The organism is Cupriavidus pauculus (assembly GCF_002858765.1).
Lineage (GTDB): Bacteria > Pseudomonadota > Gammaproteobacteria > Burkholderiales > Burkholderiaceae > Cupriavidus > Cupriavidus pauculus_B.
Genome location: NZ_PJRP01000015.1, coordinates 25,055 through 51,897, shown reverse-complemented (window position 1 = coordinate 51,897; position 26,843 = coordinate 25,055). Strand labels below are relative to the sequence as shown.

The 26,843-nt window shown below is 66.9% G+C and carries 23 protein-coding genes; 4 read left to right on the top strand and 19 right to left on the bottom strand.

What is annotated here, in order from left to right; genetic code table 11:
* Positions 1-14: 14 nt before the first annotated feature.
* The 8 genes from CYJ10_RS25090 to CYJ10_RS25055 form a co-directional block, all read right to left on the bottom strand.
* The gene (locus CYJ10_RS25090; RefSeq protein WP_101684159.1) at positions 15-842 is read right to left on the bottom strand and encodes a M55 family metallopeptidase; all 828 of its coding nucleotides are present in this window, start codon (positions 840-842) and stop codon (positions 15-17) included.
* An 11-nt stretch (positions 843-853) separates the two neighbouring features.
* The gene (locus CYJ10_RS25085) at positions 854-1,870 is read right to left on the bottom strand and encodes a DmpA family aminopeptidase (protein WP_101684158.1); all 1,017 of its coding nucleotides are present in this window, start codon (positions 1,868-1,870) and stop codon (positions 854-856) included.
* A 4-nt stretch (positions 1,871-1,874) separates the two neighbouring features.
* Entirely contained in the window at positions 1,875-2,777 is a 903-nt protein-coding gene (gene gsiD / locus CYJ10_RS25080; RefSeq protein ID WP_101684157.1) for a glutathione ABC transporter permease GsiD, read from the bottom strand.
* Positions 2,778-2,787: 10 nt separating this feature from the next.
* A complete protein-coding gene (gsiC, locus tag CYJ10_RS25075; RefSeq protein ID WP_101684156.1) occupies positions 2,788-3,708 on the bottom strand; it encodes a glutathione ABC transporter permease GsiC in 921 nt (306 codons plus the stop codon).
* Between the two features lie 313 nt (positions 3,709-4,021).
* A complete protein-coding gene (gene gsiB, locus CYJ10_RS25070) occupies positions 4,022-5,572 on the bottom strand; it encodes a glutathione ABC transporter substrate-binding protein GsiB (protein ID WP_101684155.1) in 1,551 nt (516 codons plus the stop codon).
* A gap of 65 nt (positions 5,573-5,637) precedes the next feature.
* On the bottom strand, positions 5,638-7,545 hold the full coding sequence (locus tag CYJ10_RS25065; RefSeq protein WP_101684154.1) for a dipeptide ABC transporter ATP-binding protein: 1,908 nt from the start codon (positions 7,543-7,545) through the stop codon (positions 5,638-5,640).
* Between the two features lies 1 nt (position 7,546).
* Entirely contained in the window at positions 7,547-8,524 is a 978-nt protein-coding gene (locus CYJ10_RS25060; protein ID WP_101684153.1) for an isoaspartyl peptidase/L-asparaginase family protein, read from the bottom strand.
* A 26-nt stretch (positions 8,525-8,550) separates the two neighbouring features.
* Complete coding sequence (locus CYJ10_RS25055) at positions 8,551-9,453, bottom strand: MurR/RpiR family transcriptional regulator (RefSeq protein WP_101684152.1); 903 nt, start codon at positions 9,451-9,453, stop codon at positions 8,551-8,553.
* A 326-nt stretch (positions 9,454-9,779) separates the two neighbouring features.
* Here CYJ10_RS25055 and CYJ10_RS25050 point away from each other — a divergent pair, with 326 nt between their 5' ends.
* Positions 9,780-11,702, top strand: a complete 1,923-nt coding sequence (locus CYJ10_RS25050; protein WP_101684151.1) for an ATP-binding cassette domain-containing protein — start codon at positions 9,780-9,782, stop codon at positions 11,700-11,702.
* Positions 11,703-11,781: 79 nt separating this feature from the next.
* On the opposite strand, the gene CYJ10_RS25045 is transcribed toward CYJ10_RS25050, so the two are convergent.
* The 6 genes from CYJ10_RS25045 to alr form a co-directional block, all read right to left on the bottom strand.
* Positions 11,782-12,267, bottom strand: a complete 486-nt coding sequence (locus tag CYJ10_RS25045; RefSeq protein WP_101684150.1) for a disulfide bond formation protein B — start codon at positions 12,265-12,267, stop codon at positions 11,782-11,784.
* 203 nt (positions 12,268-12,470) lie between these two features.
* Complete coding sequence (oxlT, locus tag CYJ10_RS25040) at positions 12,471-13,757, bottom strand: oxalate/formate MFS antiporter (protein WP_101684149.1); 1,287 nt, start codon at positions 13,755-13,757, stop codon at positions 12,471-12,473.
* A gap of 111 nt (positions 13,758-13,868) precedes the next feature.
* Complete coding sequence (locus tag CYJ10_RS25035) at positions 13,869-15,437, bottom strand: gamma-glutamyltransferase family protein (RefSeq protein WP_101684267.1); 1,569 nt, start codon at positions 15,435-15,437, stop codon at positions 13,869-13,871.
* A 252-nt stretch (positions 15,438-15,689) separates the two neighbouring features.
* On the bottom strand, positions 15,690-16,460 hold the full coding sequence (locus CYJ10_RS25030; RefSeq protein WP_101684148.1) for a GntR family transcriptional regulator: 771 nt from the start codon (positions 16,458-16,460) through the stop codon (positions 15,690-15,692).
* A 4-nt stretch (positions 16,461-16,464) separates the two neighbouring features.
* Entirely contained in the window at positions 16,465-17,832 is a 1,368-nt protein-coding gene (gene radA, locus CYJ10_RS25025) for a DNA repair protein RadA (protein ID WP_101684147.1), read from the bottom strand.
* Between the two features lie 49 nt (positions 17,833-17,881).
* On the bottom strand, positions 17,882-18,991 hold the full coding sequence (gene alr, locus CYJ10_RS25020; protein WP_101684146.1) for an alanine racemase: 1,110 nt from the start codon (positions 18,989-18,991) through the stop codon (positions 17,882-17,884).
* A gap of 470 nt (positions 18,992-19,461) precedes the next feature.
* On the opposite strand from alr, the gene lplT reads away from it, so the two are divergent.
* On the top strand, positions 19,462-20,781 hold the full coding sequence (lplT, locus tag CYJ10_RS25015) for a lysophospholipid transporter LplT (RefSeq protein ID WP_101684145.1): 1,320 nt from the start codon (positions 19,462-19,464) through the stop codon (positions 20,779-20,781).
* Positions 20,782-20,834: 53 nt separating this feature from the next.
* Here lplT and CYJ10_RS25010 read toward each other — a convergent pair whose 3' ends face one another.
* The 4 genes from CYJ10_RS25010 to tsaB are packed head-to-tail and all read right to left on the bottom strand — an operon-like array spanning position 20,835 to position 24,289.
* Positions 20,835-21,920 carry a DUF1853 family protein gene (locus tag CYJ10_RS25010; protein WP_101684144.1) on the bottom strand — a complete coding sequence of 362 codons (1,086 nt, stop codon included), beginning with the start codon at positions 21,918-21,920 and terminating at the stop codon, positions 20,835-20,837.
* Positions 21,901-22,950, bottom strand: a complete 1,050-nt coding sequence (locus CYJ10_RS25005; protein ID WP_101684143.1) for a uracil-DNA glycosylase — start codon at positions 22,948-22,950, stop codon at positions 21,901-21,903. The genes CYJ10_RS25010 and CYJ10_RS25005 overlap by 20 nt, the downstream gene beginning before the upstream one ends.
* Positions 22,947-23,501, bottom strand: a complete 555-nt coding sequence (gene rimI, locus CYJ10_RS25000) for a ribosomal protein S18-alanine N-acetyltransferase (protein WP_101684142.1) — start codon at positions 23,499-23,501, stop codon at positions 22,947-22,949. The genes CYJ10_RS25005 and rimI overlap by 4 nt, the downstream gene beginning before the upstream one ends.
* Entirely contained in the window at positions 23,498-24,289 is a 792-nt protein-coding gene (gene tsaB / locus CYJ10_RS24995) for a tRNA (adenosine(37)-N6)-threonylcarbamoyltransferase complex dimerization subunit type 1 TsaB (protein WP_101684141.1), read from the bottom strand. Before tsaB ends, rimI begins: the two co-directional genes overlap by 4 nt.
* A 167-nt stretch (positions 24,290-24,456) precedes the next feature.
* Here tsaB and CYJ10_RS24990 point away from each other — a divergent pair, with 167 nt between their 5' ends.
* Positions 24,457-24,726: an acyl-CoA-binding protein gene (locus CYJ10_RS24990; protein WP_101684140.1), complete on the top strand. Its 270-nt coding sequence runs from the start codon at positions 24,457-24,459 to the stop codon at positions 24,724-24,726.
* A gap of 126 nt (positions 24,727-24,852) precedes the next feature.
* On the top strand, positions 24,853-25,227 hold the full coding sequence (locus CYJ10_RS24985; protein ID WP_146002119.1) for a hypothetical protein: 375 nt from the start codon (positions 24,853-24,855) through the stop codon (positions 25,225-25,227).
* 73 nt (positions 25,228-25,300) lie between these two features.
* On the opposite strand, the gene CYJ10_RS24980 is transcribed toward CYJ10_RS24985, so the two are convergent.
* The gene (locus CYJ10_RS24980; RefSeq protein WP_257993520.1) at positions 25,301-26,728 is read right to left on the bottom strand and encodes a glycerophosphodiester phosphodiesterase family protein; all 1,428 of its coding nucleotides are present in this window, start codon (positions 26,726-26,728) and stop codon (positions 25,301-25,303) included.
* Between the last annotated feature and the right edge of the window lie 115 nt (positions 26,729-26,843).

Below are 26,843 nucleotides of genomic sequence, written 5' to 3'. Positions count from 1 at the left end.
TCCTCATTACCTCCCTACTTCAACATAAACGCCATCGCCGAGCAGCAATTCAGCATCCGCACTGCTGCCTGCACCGTCGGTGCCGTGAACGACAGCGTCACGCCGTCCACACGCTCGAACGTGGGCCATTGGCAGAACAGGTCGGCGTGCGCGGTGGTTTGGGTCTGCAGGCGGCAGGTGACCGGGCCGGACAGTTCGAAGCAGCGGGCTTCGGGGTGGGCGATGGCCTGGCGGGTGACGGCCTCGGCGGCCTTGGCGATGGCTTCGCGGGCTGCGGCGGGTGACAGGGTCGTGCCGCTGCCCTGCCCGCCGGCGGTCTTGGTCTGTACGTAGCGTACCCAGGGCATCAGCGGTTGGGTTTCGGCGATGAAGACGTCGTCGCCGCTGGCCATCAGCACGGGCACATCGAATTCGCCGGCCAAAGCGGCGTAGATGCCCGCTTCGCCCAGCTCCAGTCCATTGAACCAGACGCGCGCGAACGCGCCGCTGTTGATCGTGTGGGCCAACACGCCGCGGCTCTGGGCGCGGCCGTGGTAGCCGATCATGAACACGCCGTCGCAGTCCTGTTCGACGCCGGCCACCATGCTCAGGTAGCGGGGCTTGCCCAGTACAAGTTGCGCACGGGGGTCGATCTGGTCGGGCAGCAGGTTCCGAAAGCCGCCGTGCGAATCGTTGACCAGGACTTCGGTGGCGCCGCCAGCGAACGCGCCCTGGACGGCGGCGTTGGCTTCGGCAGTCATCCAGGCGCGGGCGCGCTCGTATTCGCCATTGCCGGCACGTGTCTGTTCGGCGTGGAATACGCCGGCAACGCCTTCGATATCAGCGGAAATCAGGATCTTCATGGATTCAGGCTTTACAGCAGGTCTTGCAGCAGCTCACGCAGCGCGCCGCGGGTGTGGCCGTCGCGGCCTTGAACGGTTTCGGCGTGCCAGAGTGCATGGACGATGGCCTGCTCGACGCTATCGGCCGCCGCGCGGAACAGCGGGTCCAGTTTCGATTCATGTACCAGCGACACGGCCGGCATTGGCGCGTCAGCCAGATGCGGCACGGTATAGGCCGTGGAGAATGCGAGCGCGATGTCGCCCGAGCCATGGCCGTAGACCGATCCCGTACGCGCCAACCCCGTACCGGCGCGCATCGACAGGCGGCGCAACTGGCGTGCGTCCAGCGGGGCATCGGTGGCCACGATCATGATGATCGAGCCTTTCTCGGGTTCGGCCAGCGCCTTGAGCCGGGCGTCGAGCGCGGCGCCCAGCGGACGTCCGGCCAGGATCAGCGATTCCGGCGTGCCGAAATTCGACAGCACCAGCGCCCCGACCGTATAGCCGCCGGCCATGCGCGACGCCGTGCCGATGCCGCCCTTCGCACCGAACGACGACATGCCGCGTCCAGCACCCGTCGCCCCTTGGGCGACGTCCAGTCCCGCCGCGGCCAGCGCCGCGTCGTAGTGCTCGCCCTGCACGGCCATCGCCTGGATGTCGTTCAGATAGCCGTCATTGCACTCGAACACCAGTGGATTGACGGTGGGCCACTTGCGGCCGATCTCCGGATTCGACGCAATCGCGTGACGGATCTGCGCCTGCGCCAGCGCGCCGACCGAGAACGTATTGGTCAGCGCGATGGGCGCCTCCAGCACGCCAAGTTCATCCACCTGCACCAGCCCGATGCTCTTGCCGAAGCCATTGAAGACGGTGGCGGCGGCGGGCACCTTGTCGGTGTAGACATTCCCCGCGTGCGGGAGGATGACGGTCGCGCCGGTCTGGCAGGCGCCGTCGGCCAGCGTGCAGTGGCCGACCGTAACGCCGGCCACGTCGGTAATGGCGTTGCGCGGGCCGGCCGGCAGGTTGCCGACGATGGGTGCGTTGGCCATGGAATCAGCGACGATCGATCTTCGGATCCAGCGCGTCGCGCAGGCCGTCGCCAAGCAGGTTGAACGCCAGCACGGTCAGGAAGATCGCCAGGCTCGGGAAGATGGCCACGTGCGGCGCGGTCACCATGTCGGCGCGCGCCTGGCTCAGCATCGCGCCCCACTCGGGCGTGGGCGGCTGCGCGCCCAGGCCGATGAACGACAGGCCGGCGGCCGTGATGATCGACGTACCGATCCGCATCGAGAAATAGACCACGATCGACGACACGGTGCCCGGCAGGATATGGCGCATCAGGATGGTCCAGTCGGACGCCCCGATACTGCGGGCCGCTTCCACATAGGTCAGGCGCTTGAGCATCAGCGTGTTGCCGCGCACCAGGCGGGCAAACGCCGGCACGCTGAACACGGCCACGGCCATGATCACGTTGACCATGCCGTTGCCAAGGATGGCCACGATGGCGATGGCCAGCAGGATGCCGGGGAAGGCAAACAGCACGTCGCAGATGCGCGTGACGATGCGGTCCCACCAGCCTTCGTAATAGCCGGCCATCAGACCCAGCAGCGTGCCGATGATGGCGCCGATGACCACCGAGAACACGCCGGCGGCCAGCGAGATTCGCGTGCCGGCCAGGATGCGGCTGAAGATGTCGCGGCCCAGCGAGTCGACCCCCATCCAGTGGGCGGCCGACGGGCCGGCGTTCAGCGCGTCGTAGTCGAAGTAGTTCTCGGGGTCGTACGGCACGATGTGGGGCGCCAGGATGGCGATCACCACCAGCAGCAGCACGAAGACGCCGGCAACCAGCGCCAGATGCTGCTTGCGGAACTTGCGCCAGAACTCGGTCCAGGGCGTACGGACGGCTTCGGGGGCCGAAGCCGGCGCGGTGGTGGCGGACGTGGAAAGCTCGGTCATGTCAGCCTCCTTACTTGTAACGGATGGTGGGGTTGATCACGGTGTACAGCAGGTCCACCACCAGATTGATCAGGATGAATTCCAGCGAGAACAGCAGCACTTCGGCCTGGATCACGGGGTAATCGCGCATTTCCACGGCATCCACCAGCAGACGGCCCAGGCCCGGCCAGTTGAACACCATCTCCACCAGGATCGAGCCGCCCAGCAGGAAGCCGAACTGCAGGCCCATCATCGTCACCACCGGAATCATGGCGTTGCGCAGCGCGTGCTTGATCACCACCACGGTCTCGCGCACGCCCTTGGCGCGGGCGGTACGCACGAAATCTTCCTGCAGCACCTCGATGAACGATGCGCGCGTGAATCGGGCCATCACGGCGGCCACGGCGGCGCCCAGCGTCAGCGACGGCAGGATGTAGTGCTTCCAGCTGTCGGCGCCGATCGACGGCAGCCAGCCCAGCTGCACGGAGAAAATCTCCATCAGCAGCATGCCCAGCGCGAAGGCCGGGAACGAGATGCCCGACACGGCCAGCGTCATGCCCAGGCGGTCAGGCCACTTGTTGCGCCATACGGCCGAACTGATGCCGATGGTCATGCCGAAGATCACCGCCCAGACCATCGACGTGACGGTCAGGTACAGCGTTGGCAGGAAGCGCTCGCCGATTTCCTGCGAAACCGGGCGCTTGGAGCGCAGCGATGTACCGAACTCTCCCTGCAGGGCATTCGTAAAGAAGCGCACGAACTGCTCGTGCATCGGCTTGTCGAGCCCCAGGTCCTTGCGGACCAGTTCGACAGTGGCCTGATCGGCTTCCGGGCCAGCGGCCAGCCGCGCCGGATCGCCGGGCAGCAGGTGGACGAACAGAAATACCAACACTGCCACGAGCAGCATCGTCGGTATGACGCCCAGAAAACGTTTGAGGAAGTAATTCAGCATCCTGACACCAGAAAACCAGAAATTTGAGACCGGTGGCCGCCCGCCCTTTCACCCCGCATACACGGGCAGGCGGCCTCTCGGCTTACCGCATTTATAAACAGCTTGTTATGTACTGCTTACCGCGACTGCTACCACTTCATATCTACTACTGCTACTTCACTGCTCCCCCCTCCCACGTGTGGGAGAGGGGTTGGGGGAGACGGCATGGCGGTTCAAATTGCCACTTGCCGCATCTTGAGACGCCTGCCCTCTCTCCCCGCCCCTCTCCCGCCAGGCGAGAAAGGGGAAAAACCTCGCGGAAGACCGTCCAGGCTTACTGCTTGATGTCGATTTCGTCGAAGTTGAACGAGCCGTCGGGCATCACGTAGGCGCCGGTCAGGCGCTTGGCACGGGCGTACAGGATCTTCTCGGTCACCAGGAAGGCCCAGGGAGCGTCGTTCCAGATGCGTTGCTGGGCATCCTTGTACAGCTTGGCCTTCTCGGCGCGATCGGTCGTACGCAGCGCGCCGGCGATGTCGGCATCCACCTGGTCGTTCTTGTAGTACGCCGTGTTCAGCAGCTTCGGCGGCATCGATTCCGATGCCAGCAGCGGACGCAGCGCCCAGTCCGATTCACCGGTCGACGACGACCAGCCCACGTAGTACATGCGCACGCCGGCTTCTTCCGGCTTCTGCACCGATTCCACGCGCTCCACGCGCTGGCCAGCTTCCAGGGCCAACACCTGCGCCTTGATGCCCACCTGCTGCAGCTGCTGCTGCACGAACTGGATCACCTTCTGCGCGGTGGTGTGGTTATAGGCCGACCACAGCGTGGTCTCGAAGCCGTTCGGGTAGCCGGCTTCCTTCAGCAGCTCGCGCGCCTTCGCCGGGTTGTACGGCCACGGGCCCAGCTTCTCGGCGTAGTCCACGCCATGCGGCACCACGCCATCGGCCGGCACAGCGTGGCCGGCGAAGGCCACCTTGGCCAGCGCTTCCTTGTTGATGGCGTAGTTGATGGCCTGGCGCACCTTCGGATCGTTGAACGGCTTCACCGTCGTGTTCAGCGACAGGTAGCGCTGGATGATCGACGGCGAGTCGATCAGGTCCACCTTCGGGCTGGCCTTCAGCAGCGCAGCCTGCTCGAACGGAATACTGAACGCGAAGTCAGCCTCGCCCGTCTGCATCACGGCCGAGCGCGTGTTGTTGTCCACCACGGGCTTCCACGTGATCGTGTCGATCTTCGGGTAGCCGGTCTTCCAGTAGCCGGCAAACTTCTTGCCCTTCAGGAAGTCGGTCTGCTTCCATTCCACGAACTCGAACGGGCCGGTGCCCACCGGGTGGAAGGCAATTTCCTTGCCGTACTTCTTCAGCGCGGTCGGGCTGATCATCACAGCCGACGGGTGGGCCAGCACGTTGATGAACGGCGAGAACGGCTCCTTGAGCGTCACGCGGGCGGTGTACGGGTCGACCACCTCGGTCTTGGCCACGCGGTTGAACAGCGTGTAGCGCTTGAGCTTGTTGGCCGGATCGGTCACGCGGTCCAGGTTGGCCTTGACGGCCGTGGCGTCGAACGTGGTGCCGTCGTGGAACTTGATGTTCTTCTTGAGCTTGAACGTGTAGACCAGGCCGTCCTTGCTCACGTCATAGCTTTCGGCCAGCACGTTGACCAGCTTCAGGTCCTTGTCGAAGCCGAACAGGCCCTGGTAGAACGACTTGGTGGCGGCCTGCGACAGCGTGTCGTTGGCGTCGTACGGATCGAGCGTGGTGAACGTCGAATACACGGCCATCACCGCATCCTTGGCGGCAAAGGCCGGGGCGGCGGCCAGCATACCCATGGCGCCGACTGCGGCAGCACCGGCCATCAGCCGGAAAGAAACCTTGGACATCTCTTCTCCTCTATCGGGAAAGCAGGAATACAGGGGATACAGCGACTTCGGTACTACGGAATCAGTCAATAGGCGCCGCCAATGGCGTGCCGTGCCACAAAGTGGCCATGCGCACCGCTGCCGGCCACGGCCACCAGCGGCTGTACGACAGGCTCGTCGCCGACCATGCGGATCGGGCTCGGAATCTCGTCGTTCAACGGTTCGCGCTTCAGATGGCGGCGCGCGGGGTCTGCAACCGGCACCGCCGACATCAGCTTCTTCGTATAAGGGTGCTGCGGGTTCTCGAAGATGGCGCGGCGCGGGCCGATCTCGACGATCTGGCCCAGGTACATCACCGCCACGCGGTGGCTCACGCGCTCCACCACGGCCATGTCATGCGAAATGAACAGGAAGGCCACGCCCAGTTCGCGCTGCAGGTCCAGCATCAGGTTGACGATCTGCGCCTGGATCGACACGTCCAGCGCGGACACCGATTCGTCGGCCACCACCACCTTCGGGTTCAGCGCCAGCGCGCGGGCGATACAGATACGCTGCCGCTGGCCGCCCGAGAACTCGTGCGGATAGCGCGACGCATGCGCCGCCGTCAGGCCCACCTTTTCCAGCAGCCAGGCCACGCGGGCCTCGGCTTCCTTGCCGCTGGCCACCTTGTGCACCAGCAGCGGTTCCATGATCGAGTAGCCCACCGGCACGCGCGGATCGAGCGACGCAAATGGGTCCTGGAAGATGAACTGGATGTTGCGACGCAGTGCCTGCAGGGCCGGGCCCTGCATCTTGCTGATGTTCTGGCCCGCGAACTCGATCGTGCCGCTCTGGGCATCGACCAGGCGCAGCAGCGACCGGCCCGTGGTGGACTTGCCGCAGCCCGATTCGCCCACCAGCGCCAGCGTTTCGCCGGGATAGAGATCGAAGCTGACCTGTTCCACCGCATGCACGCGGCGGGTGATCTTGCCGAACAGGCCGCCCGGCACGTCGAAGCGCGTGACCAGGTCCCGCACGCGCAGGATCGGTGCGGCGTCGGCCGGCACGGTGTCCTGCGGCAGCTCCTTGACCGCGGCGTCCGCGTCGCTCATCTGCACCAGCGGGAAGCGGGCCGGCAGGTCCGTGCCCGCCATCGCGCCGAGCTTGGGCACGGCCGACAGCAGCGCACGCGTGTACGGATGCGCAGGCGCGTGGAACACGTCGTCGGACGTGCCCTCTTCCACCTTCTCGCCGCGATACATCACCAGCACGCGGTCGGCCACCTCGGCCACCACGCCCATGTCGTGCGTGATGAAGACAACGCCCATGTCCATCTCGGCCTGCAGGTTGCGGATCAGCTGCAGGATTTCGGCCTGGATCGTCACGTCCAGCGCCGTGGTCGGCTCGTCGGCAATCAGCAGCGCCGGCTTGCACGACAGCGCCATGGCGATCATCACGCGCTGGCGCATGCCGCCCGACAGCTGGTGCGGAAAGCGGTCCAGCACGCGGCGTGCCTCGGGAATGCGCACCAGTTCCAGCATGCGCAGCGCCTCGGCGCGCGCCGAGGCCTTGCCCTTGCCCTGGTGCAGGCGGATCGATTCGGCAATCTGCTCGCCCACCGGGAACACCGGGTTCAACGAGGTCATCGGCTCCTGGAAGATCATCGCCACATCGGCGCCGCGCACGCTGCGCAGCGTCGATTCCGTGGAATTGACCAGATCCAGCACCTCACCCGAGCGCCGGCGCAGCAGCATGCCGCCGTTGGCGATCTTGCCGCCGCCGTGCTCCACCAGACGCATCAGCGCCAGCGACGTCACCGATTTGCCCGAGCCCGATTCGCCCACCACGGCCAGCGTCTCGCCACGATCCACGTGGAAGGACAGGTTGCGCACCGCCTCGACGGTACGCTCGGACGTGGAAAAGCGCACGGTCAGGTCATTCACGGCCACCACGCGCTCGGGCGGCAGCACAATGCCCTGGGTGGACTTCGCTTGCTTGGAAACAGTATTCACCATATCAGCCGTAAATCCAGACGTTGACCGGTTCGCCGACGCGGGCCAGGCCGCGATACATGCCTTCGGTATTGAACGGCAACGTCACGTTGCCCGCGCGATCCACCGCGATCAGGCCGCCACGGCCGTGGATGGCGGTCAGCTTTTCCATGACCACGCGGCGCGCCGATTCTTCCAGCGACAAACCCGCGTAGCGCATCTGCGCCGACACATCGAACGCGGCCGCCGTGCGGATAAACATCTCGCCGGTGCCCGTGGCCGATACGGCCGCCACGTCATCGGCATAGCAGCCCGCGCCCAGCACCGGCGTATCGCCCACGCGGCCCACCTGCTTGTTGGTGACGCCTCCGGTAGAGGTCGCCGCGGCCAGGTTGCCGTTGGCATCGCAGGCCACGGCACCGACCGTGCCGAACTTCGTGTCCGCATCGAGCGGATCGGCCTTGTTTTCCTGCGCGGCCTTGGCGGCCAGCGCAGCGGCGTCGTGATCCAGCAGCGCCATACCCGTGGTGCCCTGGGCGCGCTGCCACTGGTCGTAGCGGGCCTGGGTGAAGTAGTAGTCCGGCGCCACCAGTTCCAGCCCTTGCGCTTCGGCAAATGCCTCGGCACCCTCGCCGGCAAACAGCACATGCTCGCTCTTTTCCAGCACGGCGCGGGCGGCCAGCACCGGATTGCGCAGGCGCTTGACGCAGGCCACGGCGCCAGCATTCAGCGTGGCGCCATCCATGACCGACGCATCCAGCTCGTAGGTGCCCGCGTGCGTCAGCACGGCGCCCTTGCCAGCATTGAACAGCGGGCATTCTTCGAGCAGGCGCACGGCTTCGGTCACGGCGTCTAGCGCGCTGCCGCCTTCGGCCAGCACGCGCTGGCCGGCCAGCAGCACCTGTTCCAGCGCGGTGGTGTATTCGCGTTCGCGGTTGGCGTCCATGGCCGCACGGGTGATCGTGCCGGCGCCGCCGTGGATGGCGATAACAGCTTGAGGCATAGGTCCTTCTACTTCCCTTCTTGACTTCAGTCTGAGGATTTCTGCGCGCCGCGGTCGTCGCGCGCACCGGGCGCGCCGTACAGCCACGGCAGCAGGAATTCGGTCATCTCGGCCGCCGCCTTTACCGCGCGCACCGAACGGTAGGACACCGCGCCGCACAGCGCCTCGATCAACGCCAGCACCGTGGCTTCGGAGTTGGCGGACAGGCGGTTGCCGGCATTCGCATACAGCGCAATGTCGGCCAGCGGCGCCAGCGGCGAGGTGGGGCCGTCGGTCAACGCCAGCAGCCGGCCGCCGTGCGCCTTCACGCGCTGGGCCAGCTTCATCGAGTCGGTCACATAGCGCGGAAACGCGATGCAGACCACCAGGTCCTTCGGCGTCAGCTTGAACAGCTGCCGCGCCGCGTGCGACGCGCCGCCCACGGTCGACACCGATGTCACCATCCGGCAGTGCATCTCCAGCCCATGCTGCATCAGGCCCGCCAGATAGCCGCTGGCGCCAAAGCCCATCACATAGACGCGCTCGGCTTCCAGAATGGCATCGACGGCCCGCTCGATCGATTCGGGATCGAGATTGCGGCGCGTGGATTCCAGATTGCGGGCGCCGTCCTCCAGCGAGGCGGCAAATACATCGGCCACCGTGCTGGGGCGGGCCAGTTCGTCACGCAGGCGCTCCACCGGCGCCAGCGTCGCCTCGAAGCCGCGCACCAGTTCGGCGCGAAACTGCGGATAGCCCTCGAAACCCAGTGCCTTGGCAAAGCGGTTGGCGGTGGCTACCGACACCTCCACCGCCGTGGCGAATTCGTCGATCCGCATCGTGGCCGCGCGAAACAGGTTGTCCAGCACGTAGTTCGCCATGCGCTGGTGCGCAGGCGTCAGTGTGGGCAAGGCGCGAGCGATGCGTTCGGAAATCGTCTGGCCGATGGGCATGTCAGGACGTCGGGTGTGGGGTTGGCACCGCCTTGAGGCATCGCCCACGACTTTGGCGATGATCCGGCAATGAAAAGGCACTTTCGCAGTGCAGCAATCAATGTAAATAAATTTACACGCAAATGGCGTGCCCGCAATGGCCTAAGTGACCGAATACGGGAAATCCCTCAATACATGGGAGCGGACATGCAAGGCGGCTGAAAGCCGCCAGGCACGCCGGCGCGGCGCATCCCGGGCCAACAGGCCCCGGCGCGCTACAATGCCGGCCTGCCTGATCCAGCTTTATCGCGCTTTATTCAGTCTTACCCAGCCTCGAAGCCCTCCACGTGATACGAATCGACCAGCTTGTCCTCCAGCGCGGCACCAAGGTGCTGTTCGACTACACCACCGTGACGCTCAACCCGGGCGAGCGCGTGGGCCTCGTTGGCGCCAACGGTAGCGGCAAGTCCACCCTGTTCGCGATGCTGCGGGGCGAACTGCATGCCGATGGCGGCGATGTGATCGTGCCCGCCCAGTGGCGCATCGCACATGTGGCTCAAGAGACACCTGCCGTCGATCGCACGGCTGTGGACTACGTGATCGACGGCGACACGCACCTGCGCGAGATCGAATCGCGCATTGCCACCGCGCAGGCCAGCGGCGACGGCTCGGCCGAAGCCGAGGCCCACGCCGCCTATGCCGATGCCGATGGCTACACCGCCGCGGCCCGCGCCGAGGCGCTGCTGCTTGGCCTGGGCTTCACGCTGCCCCAGGTGTCGCAGCCGGTGGCATCGTTTTCGGGCGGCTGGCGCATGCGCCTGAACCTGGCGCAGGCGCTGATGTGCCCGTCAGACCTGCTGCTGCTCGACGAACCGACCAACCACCTGGACCTGGACGCCATCGTCTGGCTCGAAGACTGGCTGGCCCGCTACCCGGGCACGCTGGTGATGATTTCGCACGACCGCGAATTCCTGGACGCGATCTGCAACGTCACGGTGCATATCGAGAACCAGCAGCTCAAGCGCTACGGCGGCAATTACACGCTGTTCGAGACGATGCGGCTGCAGCAGATGGCCCAGCAGCAGTCCGCCTACACGCGCCAGCAGAAGGAAATCGCCCACCTGGAATCGTTCATCACGCGCTTCAAGGCCAAGGCCACCAAGGCGCGCCAGGCCCAGAGCCGTGTCAAGGCGCTGGAAAAGATGGAGCGGCTGGCGCCCGTGCACGTGGCGGCCGGCTTCGCGTTCGAGTTCCGCGAGCCCGATTCGGCGCCCAACCCGATGATGGTGCTCGACAACGTCGACTGCGGCTACGCCGAAGCCGATCCGCCCGTCACCATCCTGCACCGGCTCATGCTGTCGATCCAGAACGGCCAGCGCATCGGCCTGCTCGGCGCCAACGGCCAGGGCAAGTCGACGCTGGTCAAGACGCTGGCGGGCACGCAGCCGGCGCTCAACGGCACGGTGCGACTGGGCAAGGGCCTGGTCATCGGCTACTTCGCCCAGCACCAGTTGGAGACGCTGCGCGACCACGATTCACCGCTGCAGCACCTGGCGCGGCTGGCCCCGGACGTACGCGAGCAGGAGCTGCGCGACTTCCTGGGCAGCTTCAATTTCCGCGGCGACATGGCCACGTCGCCAATCGAGCCGTTCTCGGGCGGCGAGAAGGCCCGGCTGGCCCTGTCGCTGATCGTCTGGCAGAAGCCGAACCTGCTGCTACTGGACGAACCGACCAACCACCTGGACCTGGACACGCGCGAGGCGCTGACCATGGCCCTGGCCCAGTTCGAGGGCACGCTGATCCTCGTCTCGCACGACCGGCACCTGCTGCGCGCCACGTCCGACCAGTTCATGCTGGTGGCCGACGGCACGATCCGCCCGTTCGACGGCGACCTTGACGACTACCGCGACTGGCTGCTGCAACAGGCCGCCGCCAAGCGCAATGCCGCCACGGCCGCCCACGCCGCCGAGGCCACGCCAGCGGTCAACCGCCGCGATCAACGCCGCGCCGAGGCCGACGAACGGCAGCGGCTGTCGGTGCTGCGCAAGCCGCTGACCAAGGAACTGGAAAAGGTGGAAAAACGGATGTCGGTGCTGCAGGCCGACAAGACCGTGATCGACGCCTTCATGGCCGAATCTTCAAGCTATGAGGAAGCCAGCAAGACGAAGCTGATGGAGATGCTCAAGCGCCAGGGCGAGGTCACGGGCGAGCTGGACCAGCTGGAGGAACGCTGGCTGGAACTGCAGGAGCAGATCGAGCAGATCGCCTGATCCCCATCCTGGCCAGAGCTGAAAGGTCAACGAAAAAAGGCCGACGCATGCGTCGGCCTTTCTCTTTGGCGGATACGGCTCAGCGATAGTTCTTCTCGCGGCGGATCAGCCCCACCGCCAGCGTCAGCGTCAGGATCACGAGCCAGATCAGCGACCAGGCCGGGATCGACAGGCCGAACAGCGGGGGCAGCGGCGCGGTGCACAGGCCGTCCGAATAGAACACCTGCGGCAGCAGCTTGGCCGTGGGCAGCGCGTTGACCCAGTTTTCCAGCGGATCAATGCCGCACGATGCCTTCGGGTTCAGCAGCAGCGACACGTGGTAGCCCGCCACCGCGATACCGGCCACGCCGGACAGCATGCCCAGCCCCTGCCACAGCGTGCGCGTGTTCTGCGCAATGGCCGCCAGCAGCGAAAACAGGCCGATGCCCAGGAACGCAAAGCGCTGCATGATGCAGAGCGGGCACGGCTGGTAGCCTTCCACGTACTGCATGTACAGCGCGGCACCGAGCAACGCAAACGAGACGACGACGATCAGCAGGAAATAGGCGCGAGAGTTGGCTTGCATGGGTGTCGAGGGCAAGAATGGCTTCGACGCGAATTATTACCCATTTTCAGGTCAGGCACCGGGGTGCCCGCGCAATCGGCCACAACCTGCACTGTGGCCGATTGACGCACCTGCCACCCCAACCCACTCCCGCCCCATTCCCAACCCATTCCCAACCCATACCCGACCCATTCCCGCCCCACTCCCGACACCTTCCCGATCGATCAGCCCGCCGCCGGCGCGCCCAGATACCGCTTGCGCCAGGGCTTCAGCACGGCAATGGCCAGCAGCGCCGTGACGATGTCCAGCGTGATGGCCACGCCGAAGACCGGCATCCAGCTACCCATCCGCTCGTGCATCAGCGCCGCCAGCGGGCCGCCAAAGATCGAGCCGATGCCCTGCGAGATATAGAGCCAGCCGTAATTGGTGGTGGCGAATTTGGTGCCGAAGGTATCGGTCAGCGTCGACGGGAACAGCGAGAAGATCTCGCCCCAGCCCAGGAACACCACGCCGGACAGCAGCACGAACAATACCGCGTTCTCGCGCGTGAGCAGCCACAGCGTCATCGCCACCGCTTCCAGCGCAAAGGCGAAGCACATCGTATTTTCACGACCCCAGCGGTCCGAGATCCAGCCGAACATCGGACGCGTCAGGCCGTTGGTCAGGCGGTCGATGGTCAGCGCCAGCGGCAGCGCGGCCATGCCGAACACCACGGCGTTCGACACCCCGAAATCCTTGGCAAAAGCGGCCATCTGCGACGTGACCATCAGGCCCGACGTCGACATCATCGTCATCATCGCGAACAGCAGCCAGAACAGCGGCGTCTTGAGCATCTTGCGCGTCGGCACGTCGGCCACGTTCGACGGCGTGTAGGCGGGCCGCACCGCCAACTGCTCGCCGGCGGCCGGCGCACGCAGCCCCTGCGAGGCCAGGAAGCCGATCACCGCGAAGATCAGGCCGAACTGCCAGAGCGTGGATTCCAGCCCCTTGCCCGCCAGCGCGGCGGCAATCGGGAATGTGGTCAGGATGGCGCCCATGCCGTAGCCGGCCGCCACCATGCCCACGGCAAAGCCGCGCCGATCCGGGAACCAGCGCACCATCTGCCCCACCACGCCCACGTAGACGATGCCCGTGCCGAGCCCGCCCACCACGCCGTAGGTCAGGTACAGCATGCTCACGCTCTGCGCCGACGCGGCCAGCACCCACGACAGACCCGCCAGCACCGTGCCCAGCGCTATCAGCCGGCGCGGGCCGAACCGTTCGATCATCGCGCCCTGGAACGGCGAGAAGAACGTCTGCAGCACGATCAGCAGCGAGAACGTGACCTGCAGTTCGGACAGCGGCACGCCCAGCTTGGCGGACAGCGGCTTGGTGAACAGCGTCCACACATACTGCGGACTGGAAATCGCCATCATGCACGCGAGACCCAGCAGCAACTGCAGCCAGCGCGTGCGCGCCAGCGGCACGGCTTGCGGCACACCCAGGGCCGCGTTATCAGCAACGGTACGCATCGAACCACTCCTTCAGACAGACTTCGAGAGAGACGCGTGGCCAAGCGGCGCCACGCCTTGTTGGAATCCAGTACGGGCCGGCGCCCGCCTCACCAGCCAGTCACCACGCGCTCACCAGGCGGCCACCGCGCCATCGCTGCGCGGGTCGCTGCCACCCTGGTACAGGCCATTCGGCTGCAGCACGATGGCGCCTGCGTGGCCCATCGCTTCGTCATAGGGGCGCAGTACCTCCACGTCGTGGCCCAGCGTGCGCAACGCGTGCTGCACCGTCGACGGAAAGCGCGCCTCGAGCTTCAGGGTGTCGCTGGTCTGGCCCCAGGTGCGCCCCAGAAGCCAGCGCGGCGCGTCGATGGCCGCCTGCGGGTTCATGCCGAAATGGACGATCCGCGAGAACACGGCTGCCTGCGACTGCGGCTGGCCGTCGCCGCCCATGTTTCCGTAGACCAGCGTGCGGCCATCGTCGAGGCGGGCCATCGCTGGATTCAGCGTGTGGAACGGCTTGCGGCCCGGCATCAGCGGGTTACGGGCGGCCGGGTCCAGCGCGAAGCTGCACCCGCGGTTCTGCCAGTTCACCCCCGACTGCGGCAGCACGATGCCGCTGCCAAACTCGTGATAGATGCTCTGGATAAAGCTGACGGCCACGCCGTTGGCATCCACCACGCCCATCCACACCGTGTCGGCCGGCCCCATGCCCTGCCCCCACGGCAGCACGCCGTCGGCACGGATGCGCGCCGCGGCGGCGTCCAGCCAGGGCGGCGCCAGCAGGTCGCGCGGATCGATCTCCATATAGGCCGGATCGGTGATGTGGTGGTCGCGCACGTGGAACGCCTGCTTGGTCGATTCCACGCAGGCGTGCACGAACGCCGCGCCAAGTGGGTCCATGTCGGGCGTGAGCAGCCGGTCGAGCTGCCCCAGGATCAGCAGCGACACCAGCCCCTGGGTGGGCGGCGGCATGTTGTAGACCGTGCCTTGCGAGTGCGCCAGCGCCAGCGGCGCCTTCCAGGTGGCGCGATGAGCGTGCAGGTCGGCGGCCGTCAGCGGGCTGCCAACCTGCTGCAGTTCGTGCGCCAGCATCCGGGCCAGGTCGCCGTGATAGAAATCCCCCAGCCCGGCGCGCGCGAGCTGCTCCAGCGTGGCGGCCAGGCGTGGATGGCGGAAACGGCTGCCGGGCGCGGGCGCCGCGCCATTCACCAGGAAGGTCTGCGCAAACCCCGGCACATCCTTCAGTTCATCGGCCTTGGCCGCGACGCAGGCCGACTGGCTGTCGGTGACCGGCACGCCGTCGCGCGCATGGTCGATGGCATCGGCCAGCAGCCGCGCCAGCGGCAGGCGTCCGCCCAGTGCGTCGCGCTGCCAGTCGAGCGCGGCCTGCCAGCCCGACACCGTGCCGGCCACCGTGTTTGCGGCCATACCGCCGCGCGTGGGAATCGAAGCAAAGCCCGCCTCGCGATAGAGCGCGATGGTCGCCGCCCCTGCTGCCGCGCCGCAGGCATCCAGGGCCAGCGGGGCCTCGCCCGGGCGGGCGATCAGCCAGAAACTGTCGCCACCCAGGCTATTCATATGCGGATAGACCACGGCGATGGTGGCCGCCGCCGCGATCATCGCCTCGACAGCGTTGCCGCCGTCGCGCAGCACGGCCAGCGCGCTCTGCGATGCCAGCGCGTGCGGCGCCACCGCCATGCCCCGGCTGCCCCGGATCGGATTCAAATGGAAGGTCACAACAGTTCCGTTATTTATGTATACATAAATTTCCTGCGTGGAACGGTCGCAATAGGCATGCCATGGCCACCCCTACTGGCGAGGGGGGCGCAGACATGGTCAGACACCATCAGGTGTGAAGCGGCCTATGCCGCGTGGCGTGGGGGAAAGCGGGGGATGGAACGCCGCGGCAGAACGCCGCAAGCGGAGAAACTGACGGAAGAACGAGAGGACTCAGCCGAACCGGCGGCGGCGCACCGGTGCACCGGATTCGGTCGACGGCACGAAGCTGGTGCGGGCTTCCTCAAGCCGCGCCATCGTCAGGCGGCTGACTTCGGCGCGGCCGTCCTCGATATGGGTCGACAGCAGCGCCACCGCGCGCCCCGCATCGGCATCGGCCAGCGCGGCCAGGATTGCGCCATGTTCGTCGTAAGTCAGCGAGATCCGCTCGCCGAACGCAAAGTCGAGCCGGCGGATGATGCGGATGCGGTCGGTCACCTGCTGATGCACGGCGGCCGCTTCCGGGTTGCCCGCTGCGTCGACGATGGCCAGGTGAAACGCCTCGTCGAGTTGCGCCACGGCGTTGCCATCGACCAGCCGCTGGACCTGCGGCACGCGCCAGGTAGCGTCGAGCATGGCGATCAGCGCGGTACGCCGCGCCGCGTGCGACGGCTGGCAAAGCCGCGTGGCGGCGTGGGTTTCCAGCAGCGTGCGCAGTTCATACAGGGCCTCGAAGCGGCCCAGGTCCAGCGGCACCACTTCCCAGCCGTTGCGGTAGTAGCCCCGCACCAGGCCATCGCCTTGCAGGCGCTGCAGCGCCTCGCGCACCGGCGTACGTGAGATGCCGAGCCGCTCGGCCACATCGTTTTCGGTGAACCGGTCGCCGGGCAGCAGCCGGAATGCAAAGATGTCGTCGCGCAGCGCCTGGTAGGCGGCCTGCGACCGCTTGCCACGCGCCACGGACCGCGACGCTGTGTCTTCCGCATCCACGGCAGCGTCGGTCATGGCGTCAGTCCAGGTGCCGCACGCGGTCGATCGCCTGCTCCAGGCGGTCCACCGCAATGACTTCCAGCCCGTCGATGGGCTGCTTCGGCGCGTTGGCCTTCGGGATCACGGCCACCGTGAAGCCCAGCTTGGCGGCCTCCTTGAGCCGTTCCTGCCCGCGTGGGCTAGGACGGATCTCGCCAGCCAGGCCCACTTCGCCAAACACCACCAGCCCGCGCGGCAGCGGCTTGTTGCGCATCGACGAGTGAATCGATAGCAGAACCGCCAAATCGGCGGCCGGCTCGGTGATCTTGACCCCGCCGACCGCATTCAGGAACACGTCCTGGTCGAAGCACGCGATGCCGGCGTGCCGGTGCAGCACCGCCAGCAGCATCGCCAGCCGGTTCTGCTCCAGGCCCACCGCCAGCCGACGCGGGTTAGGCACGTTGGCCGTGTCGACCAGCGCCTGCACCTCCACCAGCAGCGGGCGCGTGCCCTCCTGCGTCACCAGCACGCACGACCCTGCCACCTGCTCCTCGTGCTGCGACAGGAACAGCGCCGACGGATTGCTGATGCCGCGCAGGCCGCGCTCGGTCATCGCAAAAACGCCAAGTTCGTTGACCGCGCCGAAGCGGTTCTTGAACGCGCGGATCAACCGGTGCGACGAATGGGTGTCGCCCTCGAAATACAGCACCGTGTCGACAATGTGCTCCAGCACGCGCGGCCCGGCCAGGCTGCCTTCCTTGGTCACATGGCCCACCAGGATGATGGTGATGTCGCTGCTCTTGGCGATGCGCGTCAGCTGCGCCGCGCACTCGCGCACCTGGGCCACCGACCCCGGCGCCGAGGTCAGCGCCTCTGAATACACCGTCTGGATCGAGTCGATCACGGCCACTTCGGGCTTGTCGGCTTCCAGCGCGGCCTGGATTTTCTCGAGCTGGATCTCGGGCAGCAGGCCCAGCGTGGCGGCCTCCACCCCCAGCCGCTGCGCGCGCAGCGCGATCTGGGCGCCCGATTCCTCGCCACTGATATAGAGCACGCGCCGGTTGGCCGACAGGTTGGCCAGCGTCTGCAGCAGCAGCGTCGACTTGCCGATGCCGGGGTCGCCGCCGATCAGCACCACCCCGCCCGACACCAGCCCGCCACCGAGCACCCGGTCGAATTCATCGATGCCCGTGGTGAAGCGCGGCACATCGGCGGCTTCGATGTCGCTCAGCTTGCGGACCACGGCCGACGCCGCCAGCGGCTGGAAGCGGCGCGCGGCCGACGATCCTGATTCCGCCACGGTCTCGACGAGCGTGTTCCAGGCGTTGCATTGCGGGCATTGGCCCGCCCAACGCGGCGAGGTCCCGCCGCATTCGGTACAGGTATAGACAGTCTTGGTTTTGGCCATCGAAGAATTCTGACTGGGCGGACTAGGGCTGGGTGGGCTCGGGCGGTCTTCAGGCGACCGAATCGGCCGTGGTCAGCATGGCCACCGTCGTCGGCACGCGCGGCGCCAGGGCGCACATCAGTTCATAGCCGACCGTGCCGCTGGCGGCGGCCACATCGTCGATCGGCAGCCCGTGGCCCCAGAGCGTGACCGGCGAACCGGCCTTGGCCTTGGGGCACGGGGTCAGGTCCACACAGATCATGTCCATCGACACGCGGCCCACCAGCTCGGTGCGCACGCCATCGACCAGCACCGGGGCGCGCTTGTCGCCCCAGCCGGACGCGTGGCGCGGGTAGCCATCCGCGTAGCCGCAGGCCACCACGCCGATACGCATCGCCCGGTCGGCCGTAAACATCGAGCCATAGCCAACGGTATCGCCCGGTTGCAGGTCCTGGATGCCGATCAGTTCGCTGTGCAGCGACATCGCCGGCTGCAGGCCGGTATCCGCGATGTCGGCCCACAGGCCCGTGGGCGAGCCGCCGTAGAGGATCACGCCCGGCCGCACCCAGTTGCGATGGGCCGACGGATGCCAGAGCACCGCAGCCGAATTCGACAGGCTGACCTCGCCGGGCAGGTTGGCCGTGGCGGACTCGAACGCCTCGATCTGGTGCGCGATGCCGCGCGCGCTGTCGGCATCGGAGAAATGGGTCATATGGACGATACTGCCCACGCAGGGCATGGTGCGGGCGCGCTCCCAGGCCGTCCGGTACTGCGCCGGGCGGAATCCCAGCCGGTTCATGCCGGTGTTGAGCTTGAGCTGGATGGCCAGCGGGCCCTTGGGCCGGGCCTGCTCCAGCATGCGCAGCTGCTCTTCGCAGTGGATGGCAGTGGTCAGGCGATATTGCTCGATCACGGGAACATCCTGGGGCTGGAAGAATCCCTCCAGCAGCAGGATCGGACCCTGCCAGCCCAGTTCGCGCAGCAGCACGGCTTCGTTGAGGTCCAGCAGGCCGAAGCCGTCGGCGGCCTTCAGGCCGGCAAAGGCGCGGCGGATGCCGTGGCCGTAGGCGTTGGCCTTGACCACCGCCCAGACGCGGGAATCGGGCGCATGGCGGCGCACCACTTCAAGGTTGTTGGCCAGCGCAGGCTGGTGGATGACAGCGTGAATGGGTCTTGGCATGGGTATGACTGCTTGCGTGGGCTGCCGAACGATGTTCTGCACCAGATGCGGGAAGACCCGGTCGGCAGGCCACTGGATTCGGGCGTTGAGGTGGCACACACTGTGCGGTAACAGGCTCCGGGACGAACCGGCCTGGGCGGACATGCCGGCACCACCTTGCGCAGGCGATATTTGACCACATCCGCACGTCGATTCCGGGAATCCATCCGGGCATGTACTGTCCAATGCGCGTCCGCCGGTGTGCTGAAATGTCGCGGATTCGTGATATAAAGCCGGACGCTCCGGCCATGTTTTGAAAGAGAAGCAATATGTCAATGACGGTCAGGCAAGCCGCAAGGCGCGCGAAAGTAGCGTCGCCGCCCCACTTTGACAAGACAGGTGCAACAGGTTCCCTGCAAGCGACGGCACTGCCGGCCAGTGCGTTTTTGCCCGTCCACATGGACGCCCGCGATGGAGACAAAGTCCAAGGTATGAAGAAGGGTTTCTACACGATCATGGCCGCGCAGTTCTTTTCGTCGCTGGCCGACAATGCCCTGCTCATCGCAGCCATTGCCCTTCTTACCGAATTGCATTCCCCGCAGTGGATGACGCCGCTGCTCAAGCTGTTCTTCGTGCTGTCCTATGTGGTGCTGGCGGCATTCGTGGGCGCCTTTGCCGACTCCATGCCCAAGGGCAAGGTGATGCTGATCACCAATGCCATCAAGATCGTGGGCTGCGCCATCATGATGTTCGGGCTGCACCCGCTGCTGGCCTATGGCGTGGTCGGGTTCGGCGCGGCGGCCTATTCGCCGGCCAAGTACGGCATCCTGACCGAGCTGCTGCCCCCCGAGAAGCTGGTGATGGCCAATGGCTGGATCGAAGGCCTGACGGTCGGTTCGATCATCCTGGGCACGGTCGTGGGCGGCGCCCTGATCTCGGTTCACCTGTCGACCATCCTGCTGCGCTTCGACCTGCCCTACGTGGACACCGGCATCAACACCCCCGCGGAAGCGGCGATGGTGGTGATCATGCTGTTCTACTTCATCGCCGGGGTCTTCAACCTGTTCATCCCCGACACCGGCGCGCGCTATCCCCAGCAGGAAAAGAACCCCATCAAGCTGATTGCCGAATTCGGCGACTGCTTCATTGCGCTGTGGCGCGACAAGCTGGGCCAGATCTCGCTGGCCGTGACCACGCTGTTCTGGGGCGTGGGCGCCACACTGCAGTTCATCGTGCTCAAGTGGGCCGAGAAGTCGCTGGGGCTGAACCTGTCGCAAGGCGCGCTGCTGCAGGCCGTGGTGGCCGTGGGCGTGGCCGTGGGCGCTATCGCCGCCGCCGCGCGCATTCCGCTGCGCAAGTCGCTGTCGGTGCTGCCGTTCGGCGTGGCCATGGGTGCCACCGTGATCCTGATGGCGTTCTACACCAAGGACACCATGCCGGCCGTGACGCTCGACGTGCTGGGCATGGCGATGCCGCTCCACATGGCCATCGCCTACGTGTTCCTGATGATCGTGGGGGCCATGTCGGGCTACTTCGTGGTGCCGATGAACGCCCTGCTCCAGCACCGCGGCCATGTGCTGCTTTCGGCTGGCCATTCCATCGCGGTGCAGAACTTCAACGAGAACGTTTCGGTGCTGCTGATGCTGTGCCTGTACGCGCTGCTGATCAAGCTGAACGTGCCGATCGGCTTTGTCATCGTCGCGCTGGGCCTGTTCATCGTGGCGACCATGGCGCTGGTGATGCGCCTGCACAAGCACAACGTCAAGGTGTACAACTCGCTGGCGATGATCGGCGAGGACAAGCACCACTGATCACACGCGGGGTATCTCCGAGGACGCCCCCGAGGGCGTCACTCGCCCCCCCCTCACGGCGCCCCGGCCCGCAGCGCGGCCCGCGCCTCCCAGTCGTCCGGCACCACGAATCCGCGCGAGCGTTCGCGCCAGATGCCGGGCGCATCCTGATCCTGCACCAGTTCACAGACCATGACCGGTGACTCGCGGCGCCACGCGTGCAGCGGGTCGGCAAAGCGTTCGGCCAGCGCGTCGTGCATGACCGCCGCGGCCTCGGTCGCGCCGTCGGCCACACGGGCGCCCGACAGCCAGTCGGACCTGGATAGCCGGCACCAGCGCACGTGGCCTCTGGCGGGGTCCGTCGCCCGGGCATGCCAGGCGTCGAGCGGCATCCACCACCCGTTCAGGTGATCCGGCGCAATGCCCAGGGTTTCCAGACCGGCCGGCACGATGCCGTCGCGGTAGAACAGCCAGCCCAGCAAATAGACTTCGCTGCGATCCACGGGATGCCCGATCAGCGCCTGGGCCTCGGCCGTCAGGCCTAGCGGCAACTGACGCCGCACGATGTGATCGAGCTTGTCACCCAGGCGGTCGACCAGGTTCGGCCCGACAAAGGCCCGATGCCCGGCAACGCCCTCCACCATCAGGTAGAACTTGGCGGCCATCTCCCAGTGGACGACGGCCGCGTCGGCGGGGTCGCGCCAGATCACGTCGAGTTCGCCCAGCGTTTGCACGCCATGCCCGTTGGCGCGGCGGATCGGGACATTGGCGGCCAGCAGATCCACCCCTTGCGTATGCCGCAGCGCGAAATGCAGCAGCCGCTCGGCATGACGCCCCAGGCGCAGGCTGCGGCTGCCGGTCGGGTCCGGATGCTGGCTCAGTTCGGCGATGGTTTCGGGCAAGGTGGCCGGGTCGGCCTGCGACAGCCAGGCCTGCCATCCCGCCCGCGCGCCGGGCGGCCATTGGGCCAGCCGCGCAGGCCCGTCCTGGTAGCCATCGGGCAGATGCGACAGCAGCGCCGGAGACAGCGAGCACCACGCCAGGTCGCGCGCGCGCTGCGAGGCCGCGCGGCACCAGAGCGGCAAAGGCGCGTCCGCCCCGGTCGGCGCGCAGCCGCCCGTCGGCGTCACCAGCGCGAGATCAGGCTTGAGCTCCCGCACGATCGTGGACCTCGCGTGCCAGACACAGGTCTTCCCAGGCACGCGCCTTGTCGGTCAGCGTGCGCAGCAGGTAGGCGGGGTGATAGGTCACCACCACGGGAATGCCCTCGTAGGTATGCACCGTGCCGCGCAGCTTGCCGATCGGCGTGGTCGACCGCAGCAGCGACTGCGCCGCAAAGCGGCCCAGCACCACGATGACCTTCGGCTTGATCAGCGCAATCTGGCGCTTCAGGTAGGGCTCGCACTGGGCCACTTCGTCGGGCTCCGGATTCCGGTTGCCCGGCGGACGGCACTTGAGCACGTTGGCGATATAGACGTTGCGTCCGCGCGCCAGGCCCAGCGCCCCCAGCATGTTGTCCAGCAGCTTGCCGGCCTGGCCGACGAACGGCTCGCCCTGCAAGTCCTCGTTCTCGCCCGGCGCCTCACCCACCAGCATCCATTCGGCCTGGGTGTCACCCACGCCGAACACGGTTTGGGTGCGGGTGTCGCACAGGCCGCATGCGGTACAGCCGGCCACGCTGTCCGCCAGCGCGGGCCAGGGCATGTCGGCAATGGCGGCCTCGCGGTCCGCCTGCCCGGGCAGGCGGACCAGCGGCTGCGCTACGGCCGGCGCAACCGGCCGGTCGGGGTTCGGTGCGTCGAAGGCCTCGACGGTCGCTGCCAGTTCGACGGCGTTGTCGACGGCGTGGTCGATCTCGGCTGAAGCGTCGGCCTGAATGTCGGCCGGAATGTCGGCCGGAAAATCGGCGGCAGGCACGCTGGCCGGCTCGGACGGCCGGAGGGACCGGGATTCCCGGACGTCCTGCTGCCGTGCCGCTACGGGTGCCACGGCCGCTTCGGTCACCGTTTGCGCGACCGTTTGCGCGACCATTTGCGCCACCGTTTGCGCGACCGGTTCCACGGCCGTCTCGATGACGGCAGCTTCCGCCGCTACCGCTTCGTCATCGGCCATCTCGACGGCCGGCGCCCGGCGCGGCACCCACTCGGCGGGGATACCCAAAGCCTCCAGGAACATCGCGCGGCGGTTCATGCCGGTTCTCCGTCAACACTGGCGGGCCAGACGCGGCGCAGCACCAGGGCGTCCTCGCGCCCCAGCGCCGTGGCCGGGTAGTAGCCCTTGCGGCGGCCGATCTCGACAAACCCCGCTTCCAGGTACAGCGCCAGCGCGCCGATATTCGACGGACGCACCTCCAGCAGCATCGTGTGCAGCCGGTGCCCATGCGACGTGGCCAGCGCGATGGCCAGCAGCAGGCGCCCGTAGCCCTGCCGCTGGTGAATCGGATCGATCGTGATATTGAGCAGGTGCATCTCGTCGACCACCGGCATCAGCATCGCGTAGCCAATCAGCGCTGTCGACGGATCGCGCAGCGTCAGCCCGAAATGCCCCGCCTTGAGCGAATTCTCGAAGTTGCCGCGCGTCCACGGATGGCTGTAGGCGCGCTGTTCGATCTCGGCCACTTCCGGCAGGTCGCGGGCGCTCATATGATCCAGCGCCCAGCCCGGCGCCAGCGCCGGCATGGCCGGTACGGTCGGCCACTCGGGACGTTCCGGGCGCTCGGGTGGCAGCAGCGCGGCGCTCATCGGGCCGCTCCCTGCCCGGCCAGCGCGGCGGCCTTGGCGGCGGCCACGGCCTCGCGCTCCACAATGGTCTGGGCGACCTTGTCGCGCACATAGATCGGCATGGCGTCCGCCGCGGCAATCGTCTCGCCGCGTGCCAGCGCTCGCTGGGCAATCGACACCATGGCGCGGGCGTCGGGCATGGCCTCCGGCACCGTGCGCGCGGCACGGGTCGCCGCCGTCAGGCGATCGCCAAAGACGGTCAGCGCGTTGCCGGCCAGCCAGAAATCCCCTTCGGGCGCTGCGATCGATTCCGGCGCGCCCGCCTGCATGGCACCTTCCATCGCCCACTCGTTCCCGGCATCGTCCCAGCGGAACGTGGCGGCATAGGCTTCGTCCATGCGCGCGTCGATGGCGACCAGCACCGCCGCACCCGCAGGCAGCGCCGATGTAGCCAGCACACCTGGCGCGTTCGGCGTGGCGTTGCGTACGCTTTCCGCGCACGCCATCAGCACGTTGACGGGAATGACTGGGAGGTCGGCGCCAAACGCCAGGCCTTGCACCACGCCACAGGCGGTGCGCAGGCCGGTGAAGGAGCCGGGGCCCGCGCCAAAGGCGATGGCGGCGCAGTCGGCCAGGCGGATGCCGGCCTCGGCCAATACCTCGCCGACGGCAGGCAGCACCCGCGACGACGAACGCACGCCGGTGTGCTCATGACGGGAGAAACACTCGGCGGCGCCATCCGCGGCGGCGCGCCCGAGTGCGACGGAACACCACTCTGTGGAGGTCTCGACAGCAAGAATCCAGGACATGGCTGCGATTGTATCCGCTGGCGGGGCAAAGCAGTATTGGCAACGGCACGCCCCGCGCCGCCCGCCAGCCGGGCAATCTGAAAGCTTCCTCGACTTTTTTGCACCGAAACGGACGCCGGCGGCGCTTATCATCGCCCCTGTTCAACGCATTGCCACACGGAGACCCCATGAGCGACCTGCAAGCCCAATTCGACCAGGCCCAAATCGACGTCAAGACGCTGTCGGAGCGCCCCAACAACATGACGCTGCTGCGCCTGTACGCGCTGTACAAGCAAGGTGCGGAAGGCAACGCCCATGGCGACAAGCCCGGCATGACCGATTTCGTCGGCCGCTACAAGTTCGAGGCCTGGGAAGCCCTGAAGGGCACCGCCCAGGACGAAGCCAAACAGAAGTACATCGAACTGGTGGGCGACCTGCTGGCCGGCCGCGCCAGCTGACCCCCGCTGCGGGCGGCCTGGCGCCGTCCGCACGCCCTCCCCCCGCATATTCAGCCCCTTGTCTTTCCTGCCGATAACCAGACTATCCGCAATGTATCTGGCAACAGTGTCGTGATTCTGGAAGACATGAAGACCTACCGAGTGCTGTTCAGCGTCTGTGCGCTGATGCTGTCGACGGCGCTGATGGCCGCGCCGCGTGCTGCGTCCAGGCCCGCCGAGCCCGCGGCCCCGGCCTACGATCCCGTCCGCTACAAGTCCTGCACCGTCTATGCCGCGACGGCGATGTCCGCCGCGGTGGACATGCGCACCCATGGCTACAGCGCCAAGCGCGCGCTCTTCGAGGGCGGCAACCCGCCCTCGGCTCCCATGGTGGCGCTGACCGAATTCGCCGTGTCGGCCATCCAGGCCCGCCCGGCTGGCGGCCGCGAAGCCGCGTCGGTGCTGAGCGGCTTCCTGGCCGGCGTTTGCTACCAGCGCAACGAACTGCCCACGCTGCAATAGGAAACCGGAAGCAGGAAACAGAAACGCCCGCAGGCGCGGGCGTCTCTTCCGTCATCGGGACATCGGGCCGCGCCTAGCGCCCCGTTTCCTTCAGGTACTGCGCCCGCGCCGCCACGGCCGTATTGGCAAAGTCCGAGAACACGCCGTCCACACCCGCCCGGAACGCGTCCAGATACTCGCCCACCGGGTCGCCCTTGTACTTGCCCGGCAGGTAGCGCGCCTCGTTGCGGAACGTGTACGGATGCACGAACAGGCCGGCCTTGTGCGCATCGGCGATCAGGCTGGTGGGCTCCACCGAATTCACGTCGGCGAGCGTTCCCGTGTAGGGCGTGCCGTCGGCGTTGGTGGCCTTCCACGGCGTGACCTTCCAGGCAAAGACCTGCGGCTTCCACGGGCCGATGCCGTCGGCATACGTCTTGATCTCGGCCAGTCCGGCAGGCGTCAGCATTTCGCCAAACCAGCGCGGGTCGCCGGCAATCGTCCAGCTGTACGGCCGGCCGTCGACAAACGCGTAGTCGTCGTTGGTCTGGTAGATCATCTCGCCCGTCTGGTAGTTGACCGCGTTGCCGTCCACCAGCTGCACCATGCGCGCCTGCACGCCCTTGGACCGCATGTACTTGAGGCTGGCCGGATCAAAGCTCTGCAGGAAGATCGGCGCGGTCTTGCTGTTCAGGTTGTTGGCGCTCAGGAACTGGATCAGGGCGTCTTCCAGCGGACGCGAACCCGCCGCGCCGCAGCCGTTGGCAATCGCCTGCGCGTTGTTCCAGTACGGGTTCTTGGCTTCCGGATAGATCGTGAAGGCCTTGCCCGTCACCGCGGACTTGGCGCGCGCGATGTCGTACACCTCCTGCAGCGTCAGGATCGGGAACTGGCCGTTCAGTGCCGTGGGGCGCACATCCCTGGCGTCGTAGGTCGTGCCTCGCACCCACTGCTTCAGTTCAGCCACCGTGAAATCGGTGATCGACCAGTCGTTGGTGTGGTCTTCGCCATCGACGACCAGCGACCGCAGCACCGACGTGGGGTCGGCCGGATTGGTCAGGTCGGACAGGTAGCTCGACGGGCCGCTGGTGGCCGTGGTCGGCCACGACACCGGCACGCGCACGCCGGGCACGGTGCGCTTGCGTGCGGCCACGGTGGCGTTGGTCTTGGCCACGTCGGCAATGTTGGTGTTGTCGCTGAGCCAGGGGTTGTGGCGCACCACGAGTACACAGTCCTTGCTCAGGTGCACGTCTTCCTCGAGCGAATCGGCGCCCGCGTCGGCGGCGCCTTCGTACGACACCTGCGTCTCCTCGGGATACAGGCCCGGCAGCCCGCGATGGCCGATCACCAGCGGCGGATTGCCGTCGAGTGTCTTGAGCGCGGTGGGGGTGGCAGGCGTGGCCGGCGTCTGGGCGGGCGGGTTGCTGGCGTTATTGTCGTCGCCGCCGCAGGCAGCCAGTGCCAGGCTGCCGACCAGCGCCGCCAGCAGGTGCGCTACGCGGGCCGGGGAGCCTTTCATCATCTGTTTCATTTTTCGTCGCTCGCTAAGTGGGATGGACGAAGCGCGAGCGACGAAGCAGGTGTGCCAATGCGATGCCCTTCACCGCATTACCGGAGTCGTTGCAGCACGCCTCGAC

Coding starts and splice junctions, on each gene's coding strand:
- CYJ10_RS25065 (WP_101684154.1), bottom strand. CDS start 7,545: ATGGTGAATACTGTTTCCAAGCAAGCGAAGTCCACCCAGGGCATTGTG.
- CYJ10_RS24990 (WP_101684140.1), top strand. CDS start 24,457: ATGAGCGACCTGCAAGCCCAATTCGACCAGGCCCAAATCGACGTCAAG.
- gsiC (WP_101684156.1), bottom strand. CDS start 3,708: ATGCTGAATTACTTCCTCAAACGTTTTCTGGGCGTCATACCGACGATG.
- CYJ10_RS25085 (WP_101684158.1), bottom strand. CDS start 1,870: ATGGCCAACGCACCCATCGTCGGCAACCTGCCGGCCGGCCCGCGCAAC.
- CYJ10_RS25035 (WP_101684267.1), bottom strand. CDS start 15,437: ATGGCGGTGGCGCCGCACGCGCTGGCATCGCAGAGCGCGCTGGCCGTG.
- CYJ10_RS25030 (WP_101684148.1), bottom strand. CDS start 16,460: ATGACCGACGCTGCCGTGGATGCGGAAGACACAGCGTCGCGGTCCGTG.
- radA (WP_101684147.1), bottom strand. CDS start 17,832: ATGGCCAAAACCAAGACTGTCTATACCTGTACCGAATGCGGCGGGACC.
- gsiD (WP_101684157.1), bottom strand. CDS start 2,777: ATGACCGAGCTTTCCACGTCCGCCACCACCGCGCCGGCTTCGGCCCCC.
- CYJ10_RS25060 (WP_101684153.1), bottom strand. CDS start 8,524: ATGCCTCAAGCTGTTATCGCCATCCACGGCGGCGCCGGCACGATCACC.
- CYJ10_RS24985 (WP_146002119.1), top strand. CDS start 24,853: ATGAAGACCTACCGAGTGCTGTTCAGCGTCTGTGCGCTGATGCTGTCG.
- CYJ10_RS25055 (WP_101684152.1), bottom strand. CDS start 9,453: ATGCCCATCGGCCAGACGATTTCCGAACGCATCGCTCGCGCCTTGCCC.
- oxlT (WP_101684149.1), bottom strand. CDS start 13,757: ATGCGTACCGTTGCTGATAACGCGGCCCTGGGTGTGCCGCAAGCCGTG.
- gsiB (WP_101684155.1), bottom strand. CDS start 5,572: ATGTCCAAGGTTTCTTTCCGGCTGATGGCCGGTGCTGCCGCAGTCGGC.
- CYJ10_RS24980 (WP_257993520.1), bottom strand. CDS start 26,728: ATGATGAAAGGCTCCCCGGCCCGCGTAGCGCACCTGCTGGCGGCGCTG.
- lplT (WP_101684145.1), top strand. CDS start 19,462: ATGAAGAAGGGTTTCTACACGATCATGGCCGCGCAGTTCTTTTCGTCG.
- rimI (WP_101684142.1), bottom strand. CDS start 23,501: ATGAGCGCCGCGCTGCTGCCACCCGAGCGCCCGGAACGTCCCGAGTGG.
- CYJ10_RS25090 (WP_101684159.1), bottom strand. CDS start 842: ATGAAGATCCTGATTTCCGCTGATATCGAAGGCGTTGCCGGCGTATTC.
- alr (WP_101684146.1), bottom strand. CDS start 18,991: ATGCCAAGACCCATTCACGCTGTCATCCACCAGCCTGCGCTGGCCAAC.
- tsaB (WP_101684141.1), bottom strand. CDS start 24,289: ATGTCCTGGATTCTTGCTGTCGAGACCTCCACAGAGTGGTGTTCCGTC.
- CYJ10_RS25045 (WP_101684150.1), bottom strand. CDS start 12,267: ATGCAAGCCAACTCTCGCGCCTATTTCCTGCTGATCGTCGTCGTCTCG.
- CYJ10_RS25005 (WP_101684143.1), bottom strand. CDS start 22,950: ATGAACCGCCGCGCGATGTTCCTGGAGGCTTTGGGTATCCCCGCCGAG.